Annotated in this window: 12 protein-coding genes; 7 read left to right on the top strand and 5 right to left on the bottom strand. The window is 43.9% G+C overall.

All coding sequences use genetic code 11. The features are described 5' to 3' along the window. The first annotated feature begins 2 nt into the window (after positions 1-2). From IRJ18_RS09915 to IRJ18_RS09900, 4 genes are all read left to right on the top strand, one after another. Positions 3-308 (top strand): hypothetical protein, encoded by a 306-nt coding sequence (locus IRJ18_RS09915; RefSeq protein ID WP_194106020.1) that lies wholly within the window; start codon positions 3-5, stop codon positions 306-308. Then, on the top strand, positions 298-912 hold the full coding sequence (locus IRJ18_RS09910) for an HAD family hydrolase (protein WP_194106019.1): 615 nt from the start codon (positions 298-300) through the stop codon (positions 910-912). The genes IRJ18_RS09915 and IRJ18_RS09910 overlap by 11 nt, the downstream gene beginning before the upstream one ends. Positions 913-971: 59 nt before the next feature. Then, complete coding sequence (locus IRJ18_RS09905; protein ID WP_194106018.1) at positions 972-2,474, top strand: S41 family peptidase; 1,503 nt, start codon at positions 972-974, stop codon at positions 2,472-2,474. A gap of 145 nt (positions 2,475-2,619) precedes the next feature. Next, positions 2,620-4,155, top strand: coding sequence for a S41 family peptidase (locus IRJ18_RS09900; RefSeq protein WP_194106017.1), 1,536 nt, complete (start codon positions 2,620-2,622; stop codon positions 4,153-4,155). Between the two features lie 216 nt (positions 4,156-4,371). On the opposite strand, the gene smc is transcribed toward IRJ18_RS09900, so the two are convergent. After that, entirely contained in the window at positions 4,372-7,908 is a 3,537-nt protein-coding gene (smc, locus tag IRJ18_RS09895; RefSeq protein ID WP_194106016.1) for a chromosome segregation protein SMC, read from the bottom strand. A gap of 179 nt (positions 7,909-8,087) precedes the next feature. Continuing rightward, entirely contained in the window at positions 8,088-8,873 is a 786-nt protein-coding gene (locus tag IRJ18_RS09890) for a PhzF family phenazine biosynthesis protein (RefSeq protein WP_194106015.1), read from the bottom strand. Between the two features lie 164 nt (positions 8,874-9,037). Here IRJ18_RS09890 and IRJ18_RS09885 point away from each other — a divergent pair, with 164 nt between their 5' ends. From IRJ18_RS09885 to IRJ18_RS09875, 3 genes are all read left to right on the top strand, one after another. Then, a complete protein-coding gene (locus IRJ18_RS09885) occupies positions 9,038-10,432 on the top strand; it encodes an arginine decarboxylase (protein WP_194106014.1) in 1,395 nt (464 codons plus the stop codon). 258 nt (positions 10,433-10,690) lie between these two features. After that, positions 10,691-11,686 carry an aspartyl protease family protein gene (locus tag IRJ18_RS09880; RefSeq protein WP_194106013.1) on the top strand — a complete coding sequence of 332 codons (996 nt, stop codon included), beginning with the start codon at positions 10,691-10,693 and terminating at the stop codon, positions 11,684-11,686. Continuing rightward, on the top strand, positions 11,683-13,116 hold the full coding sequence (locus tag IRJ18_RS09875) for a hypothetical protein (protein WP_194106012.1): 1,434 nt from the start codon (positions 11,683-11,685) through the stop codon (positions 13,114-13,116). The genes IRJ18_RS09880 and IRJ18_RS09875 overlap by 4 nt, the downstream gene beginning before the upstream one ends. A 35-nt stretch (positions 13,117-13,151) precedes the next feature. Here the strand turns inward: IRJ18_RS09875 and ctlX are convergent, their stop codons facing one another. The 3 genes from ctlX to tnpA all read right to left on the bottom strand — a co-directional run bounded on the left by ctlX (position 13,152) and on the right by tnpA (position 16,387). Continuing rightward, positions 13,152-14,066: a citrulline utilization hydrolase CtlX gene (gene ctlX, locus IRJ18_RS09870; RefSeq protein WP_194106011.1), complete on the bottom strand. Its 915-nt coding sequence runs from the start codon at positions 14,064-14,066 to the stop codon at positions 13,152-13,154. A gap of 12 nt (positions 14,067-14,078) precedes the next feature. Continuing rightward, positions 14,079-15,758 carry a DNA polymerase/3'-5' exonuclease PolX gene (locus IRJ18_RS09865; protein ID WP_194106010.1) on the bottom strand — a complete coding sequence of 560 codons (1,680 nt, stop codon included), beginning with the start codon at positions 15,756-15,758 and terminating at the stop codon, positions 14,079-14,081. Positions 15,759-15,925: 167 nt separating this feature from the next. Further along, positions 15,926-16,387 (bottom strand): IS200/IS605 family transposase, encoded by a 462-nt coding sequence (tnpA, locus tag IRJ18_RS09860; RefSeq protein WP_194106009.1) that lies wholly within the window; start codon positions 16,385-16,387, stop codon positions 15,926-15,928. Between the last annotated feature and the right edge of the window lie 179 nt (positions 16,388-16,566).

Below are 16,566 nucleotides of genomic sequence, written 5' to 3'. Positions count from 1 at the left end.
AATTGAAAATACTTATTACATCTGCCGCGTCGGCGCAAGCCTATCAGCTTAAAAACAAGCTAAATAATCCCGATACTATCCTGGGCGATTATGCCGAACTGCCAGGTACTATGCTAAAAACGGGTAATATGTTGGCCCTGCCGGCGCCTAATGACTCATCGTACGCACATAAGATGCTGACGCTTAGTCTGGATAATCAGATTGCGAAGATCTATGCGCTGCAGCCTGCCGAACTGAGCTTATTAAAGGAAGCCGGCACACTTTTTAACGAATATGGAATAACTATTTTATCGGCCGATGAAATATAGCGATATAGATACGCGTAAAACCGCTTTTATTTTTGAACTGGACAATGTGCTTTATCCCGAAAAGGATTACCTGTACCAGGTGTATTATCTATTTGCCGGCTTTTTAGAATATACCGAGCTGTTGGATGCCAAAGTACTGGTGAACCTGATGGTAAAGACCTTTGAAGAGGAGGGGGCCGGCGCCGTGTTTAACCGCGTTCAGGAAAAGTTTAAGCTGGATGAAAAATACCGTTTTAATTTTGAACACCTGCATAAAAATGCGCAGCTGCCCTTAAAGCTGTTGCTTTACCCTGATATGCTGCAATTACTACAGGATATTGTGGTAGACCGCAAGAAGATATTTATTGTTACCAACGGAATCCCCGAATTACAACTAAATAAATTAAAACAGGTGGAGTGGCACGGGCTGGAAAAATACCTGGTTTGTTACTTCGCCGATGAAATAGCCCCTAAACCCGAACCGGATATGGTATTGAAGCTGATAAACGACCATAACCTGCAACGCCGGGAAATGGTAATGGCCGGTAACGATGAAACCGATGCGCTTTGCGCGCAAGCCTGCGGTATTGATTTTATTTATGCCGAAGAGTTTATATCTTTATAAAAAGCAACTTACAGCTGGTTGCTTACGTTTAAACTGATTATTTATAAACTGTTGTGTATATGAAAAAAACGCTATACTTCGCCGTGATATTGCTTGCAGGTGCTTTTACAGCCTGTAAAAAACATAAGGTTGACCCCGTTGGCCCCGATGCACCAGGCTCGACAATCGATCTGATCAGAGATTCTATCTTTTTATATAGTAAAGAAGCCTATTATTGGGCGGATGGCCTTCCTGACTATGCTACCTTTCAGCCGCGTACTATTGCAGGCAGTACAGACCAGGCTTCGGTTACTGCCGAGGTAAATATCATATCGCAATACAAAATAAACCCGGCTACCAATTTACCTTATGAATATGTGGCTAATAGCGGCGGCCAGGCTAAATACTCATTTATTGATGGCGGGCAAACCAGCACAGCCCTGGGTGGCACCAAGGCCGATTTTGGTTTCGCTATTACTGCCATCAGCAATACCGATTTCAGGGTGCGTTATGTATATAGCACAGGCCCTGCCGGGGTTGCAGGCTTACACCGCGGCGAACAAATTGTTACTATTAACGGCCGTTCAAACCTTGACTTAAGCGTAACTGCCGATTACAATTTTGTTATAAATGCTTTGGGTACGTCGCCAATGTCTATCACGTTAAAAAAGGCCGATGGCAGTACTTATGGTGTTACCTTAAACTCAACCAGCTATACGGTTAACCCCGTATTGCTTTATAAGATATTTGATTTAGGCGGCGGTAAAAAAGTAGGGTATATTGTATTTAACAGCTTTACAGCCCCCTCCAACGCGCAGCCGAAACTTGACGAGGCTTTTAACTACTTCACAACAAATGGTATAACCGATTTGGTGGTCGACCTTCGCTATAACGGCGGCGGTTATGTTTCTACCTCAGAATATTTGGCTAACCTTATTGTACCTGCAGCTAAAAATAATACCCTGATGTATAATACCTTTTTTAACCCTACACTGCAAAGCGGGAAAGAAGAGTTACTGAAAAAACAGTTTTTCAGGGATGCTAATAACAACTTATATAATTATGGCCAGGTTGATTATTCGGTAGCCGGCAATGCGGTAAATTTCAGTAAAAAGGGCTCATTAGCAGTTCCCAGAGTATTTTTTATTGTAACCGGTTCAACAGCATCGGCCAGTGAACTGGCTATTAATAACCTGCGGTCGCAAATGGATGTAAAACTGATAGGGACAACCAGCTATGGCAAACCGGTTGGTTTCTTTGCTATCAACATAAACAAATATCAATTATACGTACCCGAATTTGAAACAAAAAACTCGGCTAACCAGGGAGGGTATTACACTGGTATGCTTCCGGGGAGTGCCGATTATCCGGGCTTTAATGACAAAGACGACCTGACCAAAGATTTTGGTGATGCTACAGAAGGCCTGTTGGCACATGCCCTGAATTATGTAAAACAGGGTACTTATGGCACCGCTTTGAAAGTGCAAAGCATAGATGGCGGTAATACAACAGCCGAACGCGCCATAGGTCAGGATGGCTTTAACGGTATGATACTGGACAAAGGACTAAAAGTAAAAAAATAAGAGAGTGATGTAACAGAAAATGAAGGCTGGGATTTTCCTTAGCCTTTATTTTTTGTCATATTAAATAATATTTATTAATATCTTTGCACTGTAACACACTATTTTACAAGTTGTAACGTATATGATGTTATTAACCCCGATTAAAATGAAAAAAATTCTATTGTGTGCAGGTGCTTTATTCACCCTTTTTACCGCATGTAAAAAAAGTAGCCCTGCTAATGAAAACCCTGATCCGATTGTTACAGGTACTGCGCTCGATTTAATGCGCGATTCTGTTTTCCTATATGCAAAAGAGGATTATTACTGGAATGACGGCCTCCCTGATTATGCCACATTTAATCCGCGTTCAATTTCAGGTTCAACCGATCTGGCAGCCCTACAAACCGAGGTTACTAAAATATCACAATACAAAATAAACCCGCTAACAAACAAGCCTTACGAATATTATTCGCCAAACCCAGGCGAGGCTAAATATTCATTTATTGATGATGGTTCCGCTTCGGCTAAACTGAACGCTGTTACCGGCGATTTTGGTTTTGCCCCCTTTTATAATAATACTACTACCGGCGACCTGCGCATTAAATATGTTTATTCGGGTTCACCGGCTGATTTGGCCGGAATAAAACGCGGTTATCAGATTATGAGTATAAATGGGCATACCGATCTTACTTATACTACAGCCAACGTTAATTTTATAGTAAACGCCTACACCGCCAGCAGTACTATTACTATGGTGCTTAAAAAACCGGATGCTACTACCTTTACAGTAAACCTTGCAACAGCAGCTTATACCATTAAACCGGTTATTACTTATAAGGTGTTAGATTATTCAACCACAACAGGTAAAAAAATAGGCTATATCGTGTTCAATAGTTTTGTAACACTTAGCAGCACACAGTCGGCTTTAACTACTGCATTTAACTCGTTCACTGCAGCAGGTATTACCGACCTGGTGGTTGATTTGCGTTATAATGGCGGTGGTTACGTGGAAACTGCAGAGTTTTTGGATAACCTGATAGCGCCATCATCAGCCAACGGAAGTACCATGTATACGGCTTATTATAACAGTACGCTTGCAGCCAATAAAGAAACCCTGCTTAAAAACCAGGTGCGCCGTGATGCTGCTACTAACCAACTGTATAACTATAGTCAGATAGATTATTCGCCGACGGCAAATACCGAAAAGTTTGCTAAGCAAGGCACACTAAACATCAATAGGGTGTTTTTCATTGTAAGCCAGTCTACAGCATCGGCCAGTGAATTAACCATTAACAACCTGCGCCCTTATATGAATGTGCAGTTAATTGGCGGTACAACTTACGGTAAACCGGTAGGCTTTTTTGATATTGATATTAACAAATATCAAATGTATATCCCCGAGTTTGAAACCAAAAATTCGGCAGGGCAGGGCGGCTATTATTCAGGTATGACCCCGGCTTCAACAGATTATCCCGGCAAATTAGCCAGCGATGATGTGACCAAAGATTTTGGTGATGTAACCGAAGGCTTATTAGCGCAGGCCATTAACTATGTAAATAAAGGGGTTTACCTTACTTCTGCTAATTTACAGGTGGAAAGCACCGGCAATACACTCACTACAAACCAGGCAAGTGAATTCGTTCAAAAAACTACCGCTAAGGAATTTAACGGTATGATATTGAAAAGGCACCACTTGAAGTAATGATTGAGATTAGTTAATTAGAGATTAGTTAACAAGAAAGGCCCGGTTTTTACCGGGCCTTTCTTGTTATACAAACACGCCATTGCGAGCGTAGCGTAGCAATCCCCGATAAGCAGGGGCGGCTCTGCACGCCGGGGATTGCCACATCGCTATCGCTCCTCGCAATGACGTTGGTGGTGAAACTAATCCCTAATCACTAATTAACTAATCACTAACTCAATCCGCCAGTTCCCGCAAATCTACCGGTACTACACGCGATACGCCCTGTTCAACCATGGTAACACCGTAAATAACGTCGGTGCTGGCAATAGTACGCTTGTTATGCGATACGATAATGAATTGCGAATCGATGCTGAATTTGCGGATGATATTATTGAACTTGTCAATATTGGTATCATCCAGCGGGGCGTCCACCTCATCAAAAATACAGAAGGGGGCGGGCTTCAACAGGTAAAGTGAGAATAGGATGGCCGTAGCGGTCAGGGTTTTCTCGCCACCCGAAAGCTGGTTGATAGATAGCGGGCGTTTGCCTTTAGGCTTGGCAATAATATCAATGTCCGATTCCAGCGGGTTCTGCGGATCGCTCAAGATCAGATCGCAGCTGTCTTCCTCGTTAAACAGCGAACGGAAAACATGGATAAAGTTCTCGCGCACACTGGTGAAGGCCGCCATGAATTTCTCTTTAGCTGTATCGTCAATTTCCTGTATAGTGGCCAGTAACGATGCTTTTGCTTCGTTCAGGTCTTTCTTTTGCGCCTGGATAAACTCGTAACGCTCGCTCATTTCGTTATAAGCCTCAACTGCCATTGGGTTAATGGCGCCAAAATCGTCCAGCTGGCGTTTCAGTTTATCTGTCTTTTCACGCAAGTCGTCCTCATCCTCACCTTCAGGCACCTCGGCATTCAGCAATTCCTCAATATCAATGTTAAATTCTACTGAAAGGCGTTCCTTAAGCGAGTTGAGGTCAACCCGCAAATTGGTACGTTTATCGCGCAATTCTGCCTCTATCAGTTCTACATTATCCTTATTTCGGCGCAGGTTAGATACGGTATTTTCCGCCTCGGTGATCTGGCCTTTCCAGGCGTAATATTCCTGTTCAGCTTGCTGGGCGGCTTTTTCCAGTTCTTCTTTCTGGGCATACATTTCCAGCAGGTCGTCATCGCTGTGGTCGGCATGTTTCAGTATTTCCTGGATGGTGTTTTTCACTACAGCCAGTTCGGTACTGTTTTGCGTTATCCGTGCCTCCAGGCTTTCCTGCTGCGTTTCACGATAATCCAGGTCCTTCATCAGCCCCGATACTTTGTTTTGCTGCTGGTGAAAGCGGATATTCTCCTGGTTATAAGTATTAGATTGAACGGTGAGGTGCTCGTTTAATTCGTTAAAGGCCTGCTGTTTTTCAAGCAACAGCTCGCCCTGTATTTCCTTTTGGGTTTTAAATTCGGCGAGTTGGGGCTGCAATGCCAGCATTTCTTCTTTAATATTGGCAATTTTACGGGCAATATCTTCCTTGCGATTGCGGCTGTTCTCAATAAAGGCCTGGTATTGTTCCTGCCGGGTTTTAACGGTAACCAGTTCGGTATTCAGCTGGTTTAGCTGTAATTGTTTCTGGCGTATCTCGTCGGCCTTGCCTTCGGCACGCAAGGCTACGAGTGTCGACTGTAATTCTTCCGAACGGTTCTTCAGCTTGCCAACCTGGGTTTCCAGTTGTTTTATCTCTTTAGATAAGTTCTCTAAATTTTTAGCCCGACCGATACGCTTACCCTCAAACAACCCAACCGAGCCGCCTGCCATAGTGAGCTTGGCTTTGTTGAATTTGCCGCTTTTGCCCAGCAACACTACACCATCGGGCAGCGCTTGTTTGTCCAGACCTTTATCGGCATTATCATCAACCAAATAAACGTTTTTAAGCAGTTGGTTGCACAGCGGCTGGTATTTAGCCTCCACCTCAACCACACTCAAGGCAGGCAGCCAATCGCCGTGTACGGCAGGGGTGAAGTTTTCTTGCGGATAATTATCTAATATAAAGAATTGGGCCCGTCCGCGCGATGAATTGCTTAACAGGTTAATGGCGCTAATGGCGTCCTCGTAATTCTGCACCACATAGTGGTTCATCATCGGCTCCAGGTAGTTTTCAATAGCCACCCGGTATTCTTCACGGCAAAATAGTACATCGCTAAACAGCGGCGCATTTTTGCCCCAGTCGCTGTTCTTCTTTAAAAAGCGGATAGATTCCGGGAAGCCTTCCAAATTATCCACTAAACTTTTGGTAAGGTTATATTCGTTTTGCTTAGCGTCCAGCCGGCGGCTTTCGGCAATAATAGATTCCTTTACGCTGGTCAGTTCGTTCTCTGTGGCGCTGATCTGTTCCTGCAGCTTGTTCTCGCTATCGGCAGCTACCTGCAATTCCTTTTCAAAGGTTTCGGTGCGTTGCTGCAGTTCGGCCAGTACGGTGTTAAAGTGCGATAGTTCCACCTCCTTGCCACTCGCATCCTCCATATTGCGCAGACTTTCCTGTTCCAGCGCCTGTTCCTGTATCTGCAATATTTCCGAATCCTTTTCTGCTTTATATATCTGGTTTTGCAGGCGGTTGTTAATGCTGGTCAGCTCGTTCAGCTCATTGCGAGCTTCGGCCTGAGTAGTACGCAATTCGTCAACCGCGGCTTTCAAATCGGCTACGCGGCGGTTAATGGTTTCCAGGTATTCCTCTTCGGTTACCTTTTCCTCGTTCAGGCGCTTGATGTTGTACAGCACGTGGTTTAGCTGGTTACGGTCGCGTTCCAGTTCCTCTGTCAGCCGCGTTTCCTTATCCTGCTGATGGCGCAACTGTTCGTTCTTTATCTTCTTTTCGCTTTCGTAAGCGCGTATTTTGGCTATATATTCGTTAGTGGCCTTTTGCTGGATCGATAGGTTTTTCTCCCGGGTCAGGCTGTCCAGCTTTTGCTTTTGCAGGTCGGCTTCCAGGGTGTCTATCTGGGTGAGTATACCGGCTTTGCCCTCCTTTTGTTTTTGTTCCTGTTCCTCAATTTCTGCAAGCGATTGACTAAACATCGATATCCTGAACGAGGCCAGCATCACACTCAGTGTTTTATACTGTTCGCGCAGTTTGTAGTATCGCTCGGTTTTTTTGGCCTGATTCTCTAAGGTTTTTAAGTTTTTTTCAATTTCAAAAAGCAGGTCCTCTACACGTTCCAGGTCGGCTTCCGTATCTTTTAGCTTATTAAAGGTTTGCTTTTTGCGCAGTTTGTATTTGGATATCCCCGAAGCCTCTTCGAATAGTGCCCGGCGCGAGTTTTCTTTATTCGTGATGATCTCGTCAATCATCTTTAGTTCGATGATAGAGTAGGAGTCGGCGCCGATACCGGTATCCAGGAAAAGGTCGGTAATATCCTTCAGGCGGCATTGTACATCGTTCAGGCGGTATTCGCTCTCGCCGCTGCGATAAAGTTTACGGGTAAGCGTTACCTGCGAAAAATCGGTAGGGAGGATGTTCTTCGTATTATCGAAGGTAAGGGAAACCTCGGCCAGGTTGGCGGGCTTACGGCTTTTATTGCCGTTGAAGATGATGTTCTCCATCTTCTCCGACCGTAAGGCGCGCGTGCTCTGTTCGCCCAGTACCCAGCGGATAGAATCGACCACGTTGGATTTGCCGCAGCCATTTGGCCCCACAACAGCGGTAACCCCCTCATCAAAATTGATGACGATCTTATCCCCAAAACTCTTAAAACCTTTTATTTCTAACTTAGTTAGCTTCATTCTTGTAGATCATGGTTCATGGTTGATAGTTCACGGTTGTTTGCACGACCCGCCATCCCATTTGAACCCGAAAGATACAACCTTATCGGTTAATTGTTGGCTTGAGTTTTAAGTGAGTTAATAACATGGGGTGTGGAAAAAAAGCTGAAAGACCAAAGTATAAAGCTTTGTGCTTTCAGCTAAATAAATATTTCTCCTTTAAGATAAGTCACCGCTTTGCCGCTCATCAGTACCCGGTCGCCCTTTAGTTCGCACCAAAGTTCGCCTTTGCGGGCCGATTGCTGGTAGGCGTGTAACTTATTTTTGCCCAGTTTACTGGCCCAGTAAGGGATGAGGTTGCAATGTGCCGAGCCGGTAACCGGGTCTTCAGGTATCCCCGCCGATGGCGCGAAGAAACGGGAAACGAAATCCACTTCCTTGCCCCGCGATGTGATAATGATGCCGACCACATCAAACTTGCCCAGTAAGGCAAAATCAGGCTTGCAGGCAAGTATGTCATCCTCGTTATCATAAACCAGTATATAATCGCGCGATTTCAGGAATTCCAGCGGTTCTTTCATGCCCAGTGCTTCAGTTAAGCCAGGTGGCATAGTGGCTGGCTCAGGCGGGCGCGATGGAAAATCCAACGTGTATTTATCGCCGTTTTTGGTTACGGTCAGCACGCCGGCCTTTACAGTTTCAAAATGAATAGTGTCTTCCGCATAATCCAATTGGGTGAACAGGATATGCGCAGCAGCCAGGGTAGCATGGCCGCACAGGTCAATCTCATATTCGGGTGTAAACCAGCGCAGTTTATAGCCGTTATCGATCTTTACAAAAAAGGCGGTTTCGGCCAGGTTGTTCTCTACAGCTATCTGTTGCATGGTAGCATCAGGGAGCCATTCAGTCAGCGGACAAATAGCGGCGGGGTTGCCGCCAAACAGGGTATCAGTAAAGGCGTCGGCCTGGTAAATTGGGATATTCATGAGGCTAAGATAGGTATTAGCAGTATAGTCGGGGAGCTGTAAATTGTAAATATCTAATGGATGATGGGTTTGTATCCATCAAATTACTTTGCCACTACAAAAAATCGCTAACAAATAGCTGTATTTTCCGTTTTAAAATTACATTTTTGCCAAAATTTTATTAGATGCAGAGTTACCAGGAGTTTCTTGATCTTAGTGTTGGCTTTCCGCAGGATGGCTTCGAGATCATTGAAGATGAATTATATTTTCATGACCTGAATTTAATGGAGATGATAGAAACGTATGGTACACCATTGCGCTTCACTTATCTGCCCATTATTTCTAAAAAAATACAGCAGGCCAAATTGTTGTTCCAGCAGGCTATTGTTAAAAACAACTACCGTGGCAGTTATAAATATTGCTATTGCACCAAAAGCTCGCACTTTAAGCATATTGTTGAAGAGGCGCTGAAAAACGAGATCCACCTGGAAACATCGTCGGCCTTTGATATGCCTATGATTGACGCGCTGGAGAAAAAAGGTGCTTTAAGCAAGGACATGACGGTGATATGCAATGGTTTTAAAACTTACCAGTACAAGCAATATATTATTGATATGCTGCACGATGGTTTTAAAAACATCATCCCCGTGTTGGATAACAAAGAGGAATTTAACTTGTACGATGACGAGATAGAGATGGATACCCCATGTAACCTGGGTATCCGTATAGCGGCTGAAGAGCAGCCTGATTCGCAGTTCTATACTTCGCGTTTAGGTATTCGTATGGAAGATGTTATCGATTTTTATCACAATAAAATTGAAGACAACCCCAACTTCCAGGTAAAACTGCTGCATTTCTTTATTAATTCGGGTATTTCTGATACACCATATTACTGGAACGAGTTAGAGAAATATGTAACGCTCTACTGCAAGTTTAAAAAGGTAAACCCGCATTTAGACACGCTGGATATAGGCGGCGGTATGCCGTTTAAAGATTCGCTGGTGTTTGATTTTGATTACGAGTATATGATCAACGAGATTGTTAGCCGTATTAAAGAGATCTGTGCTGAGCATGATACCATTGAGCCGGATATTATTACCGAGTTTGGCAAATATACCGTAGCCGAAGCATCGGGCATATTATACAAAGTATTGGGCCGCAAGCAACAAAACGACCGCGAGCGCTGGCTAATGCTGGACGGATCGTTCATCACCAACCTGCCCGACGTTTGGGCGTTGAACCAAAAATACATTTTGCTGCCGGTTAACAACTGGGACAGCGAGTACGAACGCGTCAACCTTGGCGGCATCACTTGCGATGGGCAAGACTATTACAACCAGGAAGCGCATATGAACAGTGTATTTATGCCTAAAACCCGCAAGGTGCAATACTTAGGCTTTTTTAATACCGGCGCCTATCAGGAAGTTTTAAGCGGTTACGGGGGCATACATCACTGTCTGCTGCCATCGCCAAAGCATGTCATCATCCGCCGCAACCGCGATGAAACATTTAACTTCGAGGTTTTTGGCGAAGAGCAAAACAGCAAGCAAGTGCTGAAAATTTTAGGCTACACTACCTAAGCTTAAAGGTAAAAGGCGAAAGCATAAAGGTGTTTTGGGGCAAACCCGGGGCACCTTTTTTTTATTATTTATTTTTATCTATAATTATTTATAATTATTCGATTGGCTCCTTTTTTTGTGGTTTTTTTGCGTTTTTATATCGCCGTTAAAAGTGCGTGTTTCTAATAGCTTTAACTTTCTTTAACATCAATTAACAATACAACTGTAACTAAGTCCTTGCTTTTAGCGTCTATATGGTAAATACAGCTACCGACGCAAATGAATAAAATTGGCCTATTACTATTCCTCCTGTTTACTATGGGGGGACGTTTTCAGGCCAATGCCATGCGTAATCCGCAGCCGGTTCATCATGTCAGTTTTAAAAACGCTATTGTTGCCGAACCCGATCCTGAACCTTACGGTGATTTTAAAACGCTGATAGTGCCGTTTAAAAAAGCGGGCAACCTGATTGTTATTGAAGCACAGATTGATTCGGTATATGGCAATTTTATACTGGATACCGGCGCTCCTTGCCTGGTATTGAACAAGACCTATTTTCGCGACGCGCCCCATATTGAAGATAAAGATGCCGGCGGCATTAACGGCCTGGCCGACCGTAGTTTTAAAACTACCATCAAACACCTGTCTATTTTTGAACTGAATTATGATAAACTCTCTGCCGATGTATGCGACCTGTCGGGCATTGAAAATGGGCGTAATATTAAGATATTGGGCTTATTAGGTACAAGGTTATTCAATAAACTGGCCATTACGGTTGATGTGAATCAAAGCGTGTTATACATCCACAAACTGGACGATAAAGGCAATATCCCTGAAGCGGAACGCCTGTTTGCGGTAGCTGATGTTAAAACCCCGTTTAAACTATTGAACGATGTGGTGTATCTGAGGTGTGCCGCCAACGATCAGAAACTTTGGTTTGCTTTTGATACCGGCGCTGAAAGCAACTTGATAGATTACAGCCGGAACAAAAAACTGGTACGCGGCATGCGGGTAATTAGTCGTGCTAAGCTTACCGGTATAGGCAATAGCAGCTTTGAAGTAATTACGGCCGAGTTTGATAAACTGGTGGTAGGCGACCACGAATTCCTTAAAAACAAAGCGGTGGTTACCGATCTTGATAAGATGGGGTCGGCTTATGGTTATTCGGTTGATGCTATGTTAGGGTATGATTTTTACTCACGCGGGATATTTACGCTCAATTTCGTTAAAAAGGAGTTTGAAATGTACATTTACAATCGCGATAATATTAAATGAGGGCGCTTAAACAACATATCATCCTGTTTTTGCTGATGCTTTGCACAGTGAGCAATGCTATGGCCCAAAGTAAAAACAACCTGCTGCTTGACCGCGACCATTTGGTGTTACTGATAGACCTGAAATCGACCCGGGCACAGATAGATAGTATCCTGAAAACGGCTGGTATTACCGGTGTTAAAGCAGATATGGTACTTAAAGGCGATTATGATGCTTTGCGCAAAGATGGCTGGAATATTGTTAAACTGCATGACGGCTTGCTACAGTTTGACCGCTCGTTAAAAACCCTAAATAGTAGCCTGATCACCAGTCCGTTTCAAATTACCACCAAGCTTAGCAAAACACAGGGTCGCCCTGGATACCCGGACGAAGTGATGTTTGGCGTGAATAGTTTTACGCGCGTTACCGTTCACGAACTGCCCTCGGGGCTTACCCGCTTTTTTGTACCGGGAAATACCAATGCTAAACGGGTATTGCTTTCGGGTAGTTTTAACGATTGGAGCACAGGCAAGGGCATTATGAGCCGTACAGATAGCGGCTGGATAAGTGATGTTAAACTTGATCCGGGTATTTATGCCTATAAGTTTATTATTAATGGCGACTGGACTATAGATACTTACAACAAGCTACGCCAGGATGATGGCGTAGGCAACACCAATTCCATTTATTATCGCTATAACTATACCTTTAAACTGCCGGGATACATTGCTGCGCATAAGGTGACCGTGGCGGGCAATTTTAATAATTGGAACCCAAATCAGCTGGAAATGACGCGTGGCCCAGGAGGGTGGCAAAAATCGCTTTACCTGCACGATGGGATGCACGCTTACCGTTTTATGGTAGATGGGCAGTGGATAGCCGATCCGTTAAACCCAAACAACAAAAAGAACGGATCAGCTACCGAATCTGTGTTAAACCTGGGCGAAACTGTCACATTTAAACTGGATGGTTTTTCCACCGCACACGAAGTTTTTGTAGCGGGTAGCTTCAATAACTGGAAAAACGGTGAATTGGCCTTAAAACACAATGGCAATAGCTGGACGTTACCTTACACATTTTCTCCGGGTAATTATCAATATAAATTTATTGTAGACGGGCGCTGGATGACCGACCCGGCCAATCCCCATACGGTTAATTTAGACGGCCAAACCAATTCGTTTTTGGTTGTAAAGCCAAATCATACTTTTACGCTGAAAGGCTATAGCCATGCCCATACCATCAGGATATCAGGCAATTTCAATAACTGGGCCGAAGACGGTTATACCCTTGCACATCAGGGTGATACCTGGACCATCAGCCTGCGCTTGAAACCCGGCAAATGCCTTTACAAATTTATTGTAGATGGTACCTGGGTGCTGGATAATACCAACAAGCAATGGGAGCAAAATGAATTTGGTACCGGGAACTCAGTGCTCTGGATGGATCAGTAACTCAGCGCGGATTTTAAGTGAAGACTATATACAGGTTACAAAACAGGTAGCCTCACCTCGGCCATCATACACCTTACACTGCCGCCACCGTTGCGTTCAATAGTTGGTATATCCGCATAAACAATACGCGAGAATTGCTGCAGGGTAGCAATTTGCCGTTCAGATAAGGAATGATAGGCACTGGCCGACATCACCAGCAAGCTTTCGCCATTTTGGTTAAATACTTCCAGCATGTTCCCTGCAAAGTGGTTCATCTGATCGAAAGTGATATCAAAAATACTTTTATTGGTTTGATAGAAAGAGGCTACTACCGCCTCGCGTTCTTTGGCATCGGTAATGCTGTCCAGGCAAATAACCACGTAACGGTCTGCTATGCACATCATCACGTTAGTATGGTATATAGGTTGGTTGTTTTGGTCGTATGCGTGGAAAACAATGGGTTGGTAACCTGTTTGCTCACAAAAAATGTTTAGCACATCAATATCCGTACGCGGGGAAAGGCAGGCATAAGCCAGTTTATCCTCGCGGTTTAATACCATGCTGCCCGTGCCTTCCAGGAATTTATTTTCTGCTTCAAATCGGCTCAGGTCTATAACATGCCTTACTTTAAACTCATCTTCCAGTTGATTAATAATATCTTCCCGTCGTTCCAGGCGGCGGTTTTCAGCCTGCATGGGGTATAGCAATATGTCCCCGGTTGAGTGGAAGCTTATCCAGTTGTTTGGGAAAATAGCATCCGGAGTATGCGGTGCCGGGGTGTCGTTTATCACAATAACTTCCACACCATGGGCACGTAAGGTGTTTACAAAGCCGTCAAACTCCAGCAATGCTTTATCCTGTACCTGTTGTTGTTCGGCGTCACGGCTTTGGAAAGCGTTGCTGCCGGCAGTTTGGGGGTTAAAACCAAAGCTGACAGGACGTATCATTAATAGGGTGGTGGGGGTATGCATATTATGCCGGTATTACTTCTTAGGCTTTTTATCTTTAAAAAACCTCGTGATCTCATTTAATGTCAACGCGTTTACACACCTGTCTTTAGATAATCCACCTTTACGCCCGGCAAATACACCATATTTCATATCATGAAAACCCTCGTTACGGTGCGCATCGGGATTAATGGATAGCCAAACACCTTGTTCTAAGGCGTACTGCTGCCAGCGCCAATCAAGGTCTAAACGTAAAGGGTTGGCGTTGATCTCAATAGCCACATCATTGGCTGCACAGGCATCGATCACCTTTTTATAATCAATAGCATATCCTGTACGACTAAGCAGCAGCCTGCCGGTTGGGTGGCCAAGCATGGTTGTGTATGGGTTCTCAATAGCTTTTATTAACCTGGCAGTAGCTTTTTCCTCGCTCATTTTAAGGTTTGAGTGTACCGATGCCACAATGAAATCAAAACGTTGTAATATTTCATCAGGGTAATCCAGTGATCCATCGTTTAAAATATCCGATTCTATCCCTTTAAAAATATGGAAGCCGGTTAATTTTTTATTCAGATGGTCAATTTCTTCATGCTGTTGCAGCACACTTTCAATGCTCATCCCCTTGGCGTAAAACGCACTTTTACTATGATCGCAAATACCCAGATATTCCAGCTTCATTTCGTCGCGGCAATATAAAGCCATTTGTTCAAGCGTATTTACCCCGTCGCTCCAGGTACTGTGGTTGTGCAACGTGCCTTTAAGGTCGTAAATAGTAATTAGTTCGGGTAGCTTGTTGTGATGGGCTAAATCTATAAACCGGTCATCCTCCCTAAGTTCGGGCGGCATATATTGTAAACCAGCTTTTTGGTAGATCATCTGCTCATGTTCGGGTATATCTACAATAGTAGTTGTACGGGCTAAAACCGTTTCCACATGTTTATCGGTACCGGTATTGTTAAACAAAGTCATGTGGAAATCAACCTTGGCACAACAAATAAGATCGACAATTAAACCGCTTTCCAGTTCGCCTTCAAGATGGTCGTGATTAGGTTTAATATTTTTTATGATGTCCTGGGTCATCAGCGTTTCTTCCAGGATATCCTTATCACGGCTACCCACTACAATTATTAATTCGGTTATGATCTCGCATCTACGGCGGTATTCGCCGCCAAATTCAATCAGTGCGCCGGGCAGGGTATCTTTCAATAGCTGTATCAATCGTTCGGCATCGGGCTCTACCTGGGCGTACAGGAACTTGCCGTTGCTGGCCATGCGGTATTCAATAACCTTGCGTATCTCTTCCTGGGTTTTTAGCCCAAAGCCTTTGGCTTCAATCAGGCGGTTCTCGTTACAGGCATAGTAAAGCTCGCCTATGTTCTCAATTTTAAGGTCGTGCCAAATGGTAGCGATCTTTTTAGGGCCAATACCTTTAATACCCAGCATTTCTACTATACCATCAGGGGTGGCGGCAAGCAATTCCTGCAGTTCGGTCATGGTGCCGGTTTCCAGCAGTTCGGCTACTTTGGCGGCAGTGCTTTTGCCAATGCCGTCTATCTTTTCCATTTCAGCCACACTTTTGCCTGCAATAGGGAAGGGCAGCTTATCTATTTTAAAAGCGGCATTAGCTATCGATTTTATTTTGAACGGGTTTACCTCGTGCAATTCCATCAGTTGCGACAAAAGGCGAAAGGTGCGGGCGATGGGTTTATTCTCCATGTATATAATTGATGGGCTAAAATACTAATTGGTAATGTAAGAACGGTGCAACGGCTGGTAAGTTTTTAAAAGTTTAGAGCAGTACCGAATGTACGACTGTTCCGTAGGAACATCTGGTAGGTAGAAAAAAGAAATAGAACGCGGGCGTCCCATAGGGACGCTTGGTGTTATTCTAAATCCTTAAATATGTACTGTTCATCCCATACGATATCAAATGCTGATAGAAACTTTCTGTACTCATCCAAAAATGTTTCCTTTTTGTGGTGTTGTTCCTGGTTTTGAATATATTTAATAACAGCAGGCACTTGGCTTTTAGCGTAGGAGAACGCGCCATATCCTTCTTGCCACGCAAATCTGCTGTTACAAAATTTTTGCTCTTTTATCCATTTGCTACTCTCTGTTTTCACATTTTGCACCAATGATGATATTGATTGATCGGGCCGCATGCCAATAAATATGTGGATATGATCGGGCATGCTATTAATCTGGAGTAATTTATGCCCGTTATTTTGTATAATGCCTGTTATATATTGATGCAGTCTCTCTTTCCATAAGTCAGCGATAATTGCATCGCGGTATTTTACAGCGAATACAAATTGGATATGGATTTGGGTATAAGTGTTTGGCATACCTTTGCAATTTATGATATTTCACCAATCGTTCCTACGGAACGAAATTTTAGAAAATCATTTTTTTCTACCTACCAAATGTTCCTACGGAACAGGGCAAAATTTGAATCCTATCAACTGATTCTTCGCTATCGCTCAGAATGACGTGGGAGGGATAAAAAAAAGCCGCCCATTGGGCG

It is taken from the genome of Mucilaginibacter boryungensis (assembly GCF_015221995.1).
Taxonomy (GTDB): domain Bacteria; phylum Bacteroidota; class Bacteroidia; order Sphingobacteriales; family Sphingobacteriaceae; genus Mucilaginibacter; species Mucilaginibacter boryungensis.
The sequence above is the reverse complement of the archived record's forward strand: the minus strand, read 5'-3'. Positions and strand labels throughout refer to the sequence as shown.

Excerpts from the sequence above, each read along its gene's own strand:
- IRJ18_RS09910 (WP_194106019.1), top strand. The coding sequence starts at position 298 with ATGAAATATAGCGATATAGATACGCGTAAAACCGCTTTTATTTTTGAA.
- IRJ18_RS09905 (WP_194106018.1), top strand. The coding sequence starts at position 972 with ATGAAAAAAACGCTATACTTCGCCGTGATATTGCTTGCAGGTGCTTTT.
- IRJ18_RS09900 (WP_194106017.1), top strand. The coding sequence starts at position 2,620 with ATGAAAAAAATTCTATTGTGTGCAGGTGCTTTATTCACCCTTTTTACC.
- smc (WP_194106016.1), bottom strand. The coding sequence starts at position 7,908 with ATGAAGCTAACTAAGTTAGAAATAAAAGGTTTTAAGAGTTTTGGGGAT.
- IRJ18_RS09890 (WP_194106015.1), bottom strand. The coding sequence starts at position 8,873 with ATGAATATCCCAATTTACCAGGCCGACGCCTTTACTGATACCCTGTTT.
- IRJ18_RS09885 (WP_194106014.1), top strand. The coding sequence starts at position 9,038 with ATGCAGAGTTACCAGGAGTTTCTTGATCTTAGTGTTGGCTTTCCGCAG.
- IRJ18_RS09880 (WP_194106013.1), top strand. The coding sequence starts at position 10,691 with ATGAATAAAATTGGCCTATTACTATTCCTCCTGTTTACTATGGGGGGA.
- IRJ18_RS09875 (WP_194106012.1), top strand. The coding sequence starts at position 11,683 with ATGAGGGCGCTTAAACAACATATCATCCTGTTTTTGCTGATGCTTTGC.
- ctlX (WP_194106011.1), bottom strand. The coding sequence starts at position 14,066 with ATGCATACCCCCACCACCCTATTAATGATACGTCCTGTCAGCTTTGGT.
- IRJ18_RS09865 (WP_194106010.1), bottom strand. The coding sequence starts at position 15,758 with ATGGAGAATAAACCCATCGCCCGCACCTTTCGCCTTTTGTCGCAACTG.
- tnpA (WP_194106009.1), bottom strand. The coding sequence starts at position 16,387 with ATGCCAAACACTTATACCCAAATCCATATCCAATTTGTATTCGCTGTA.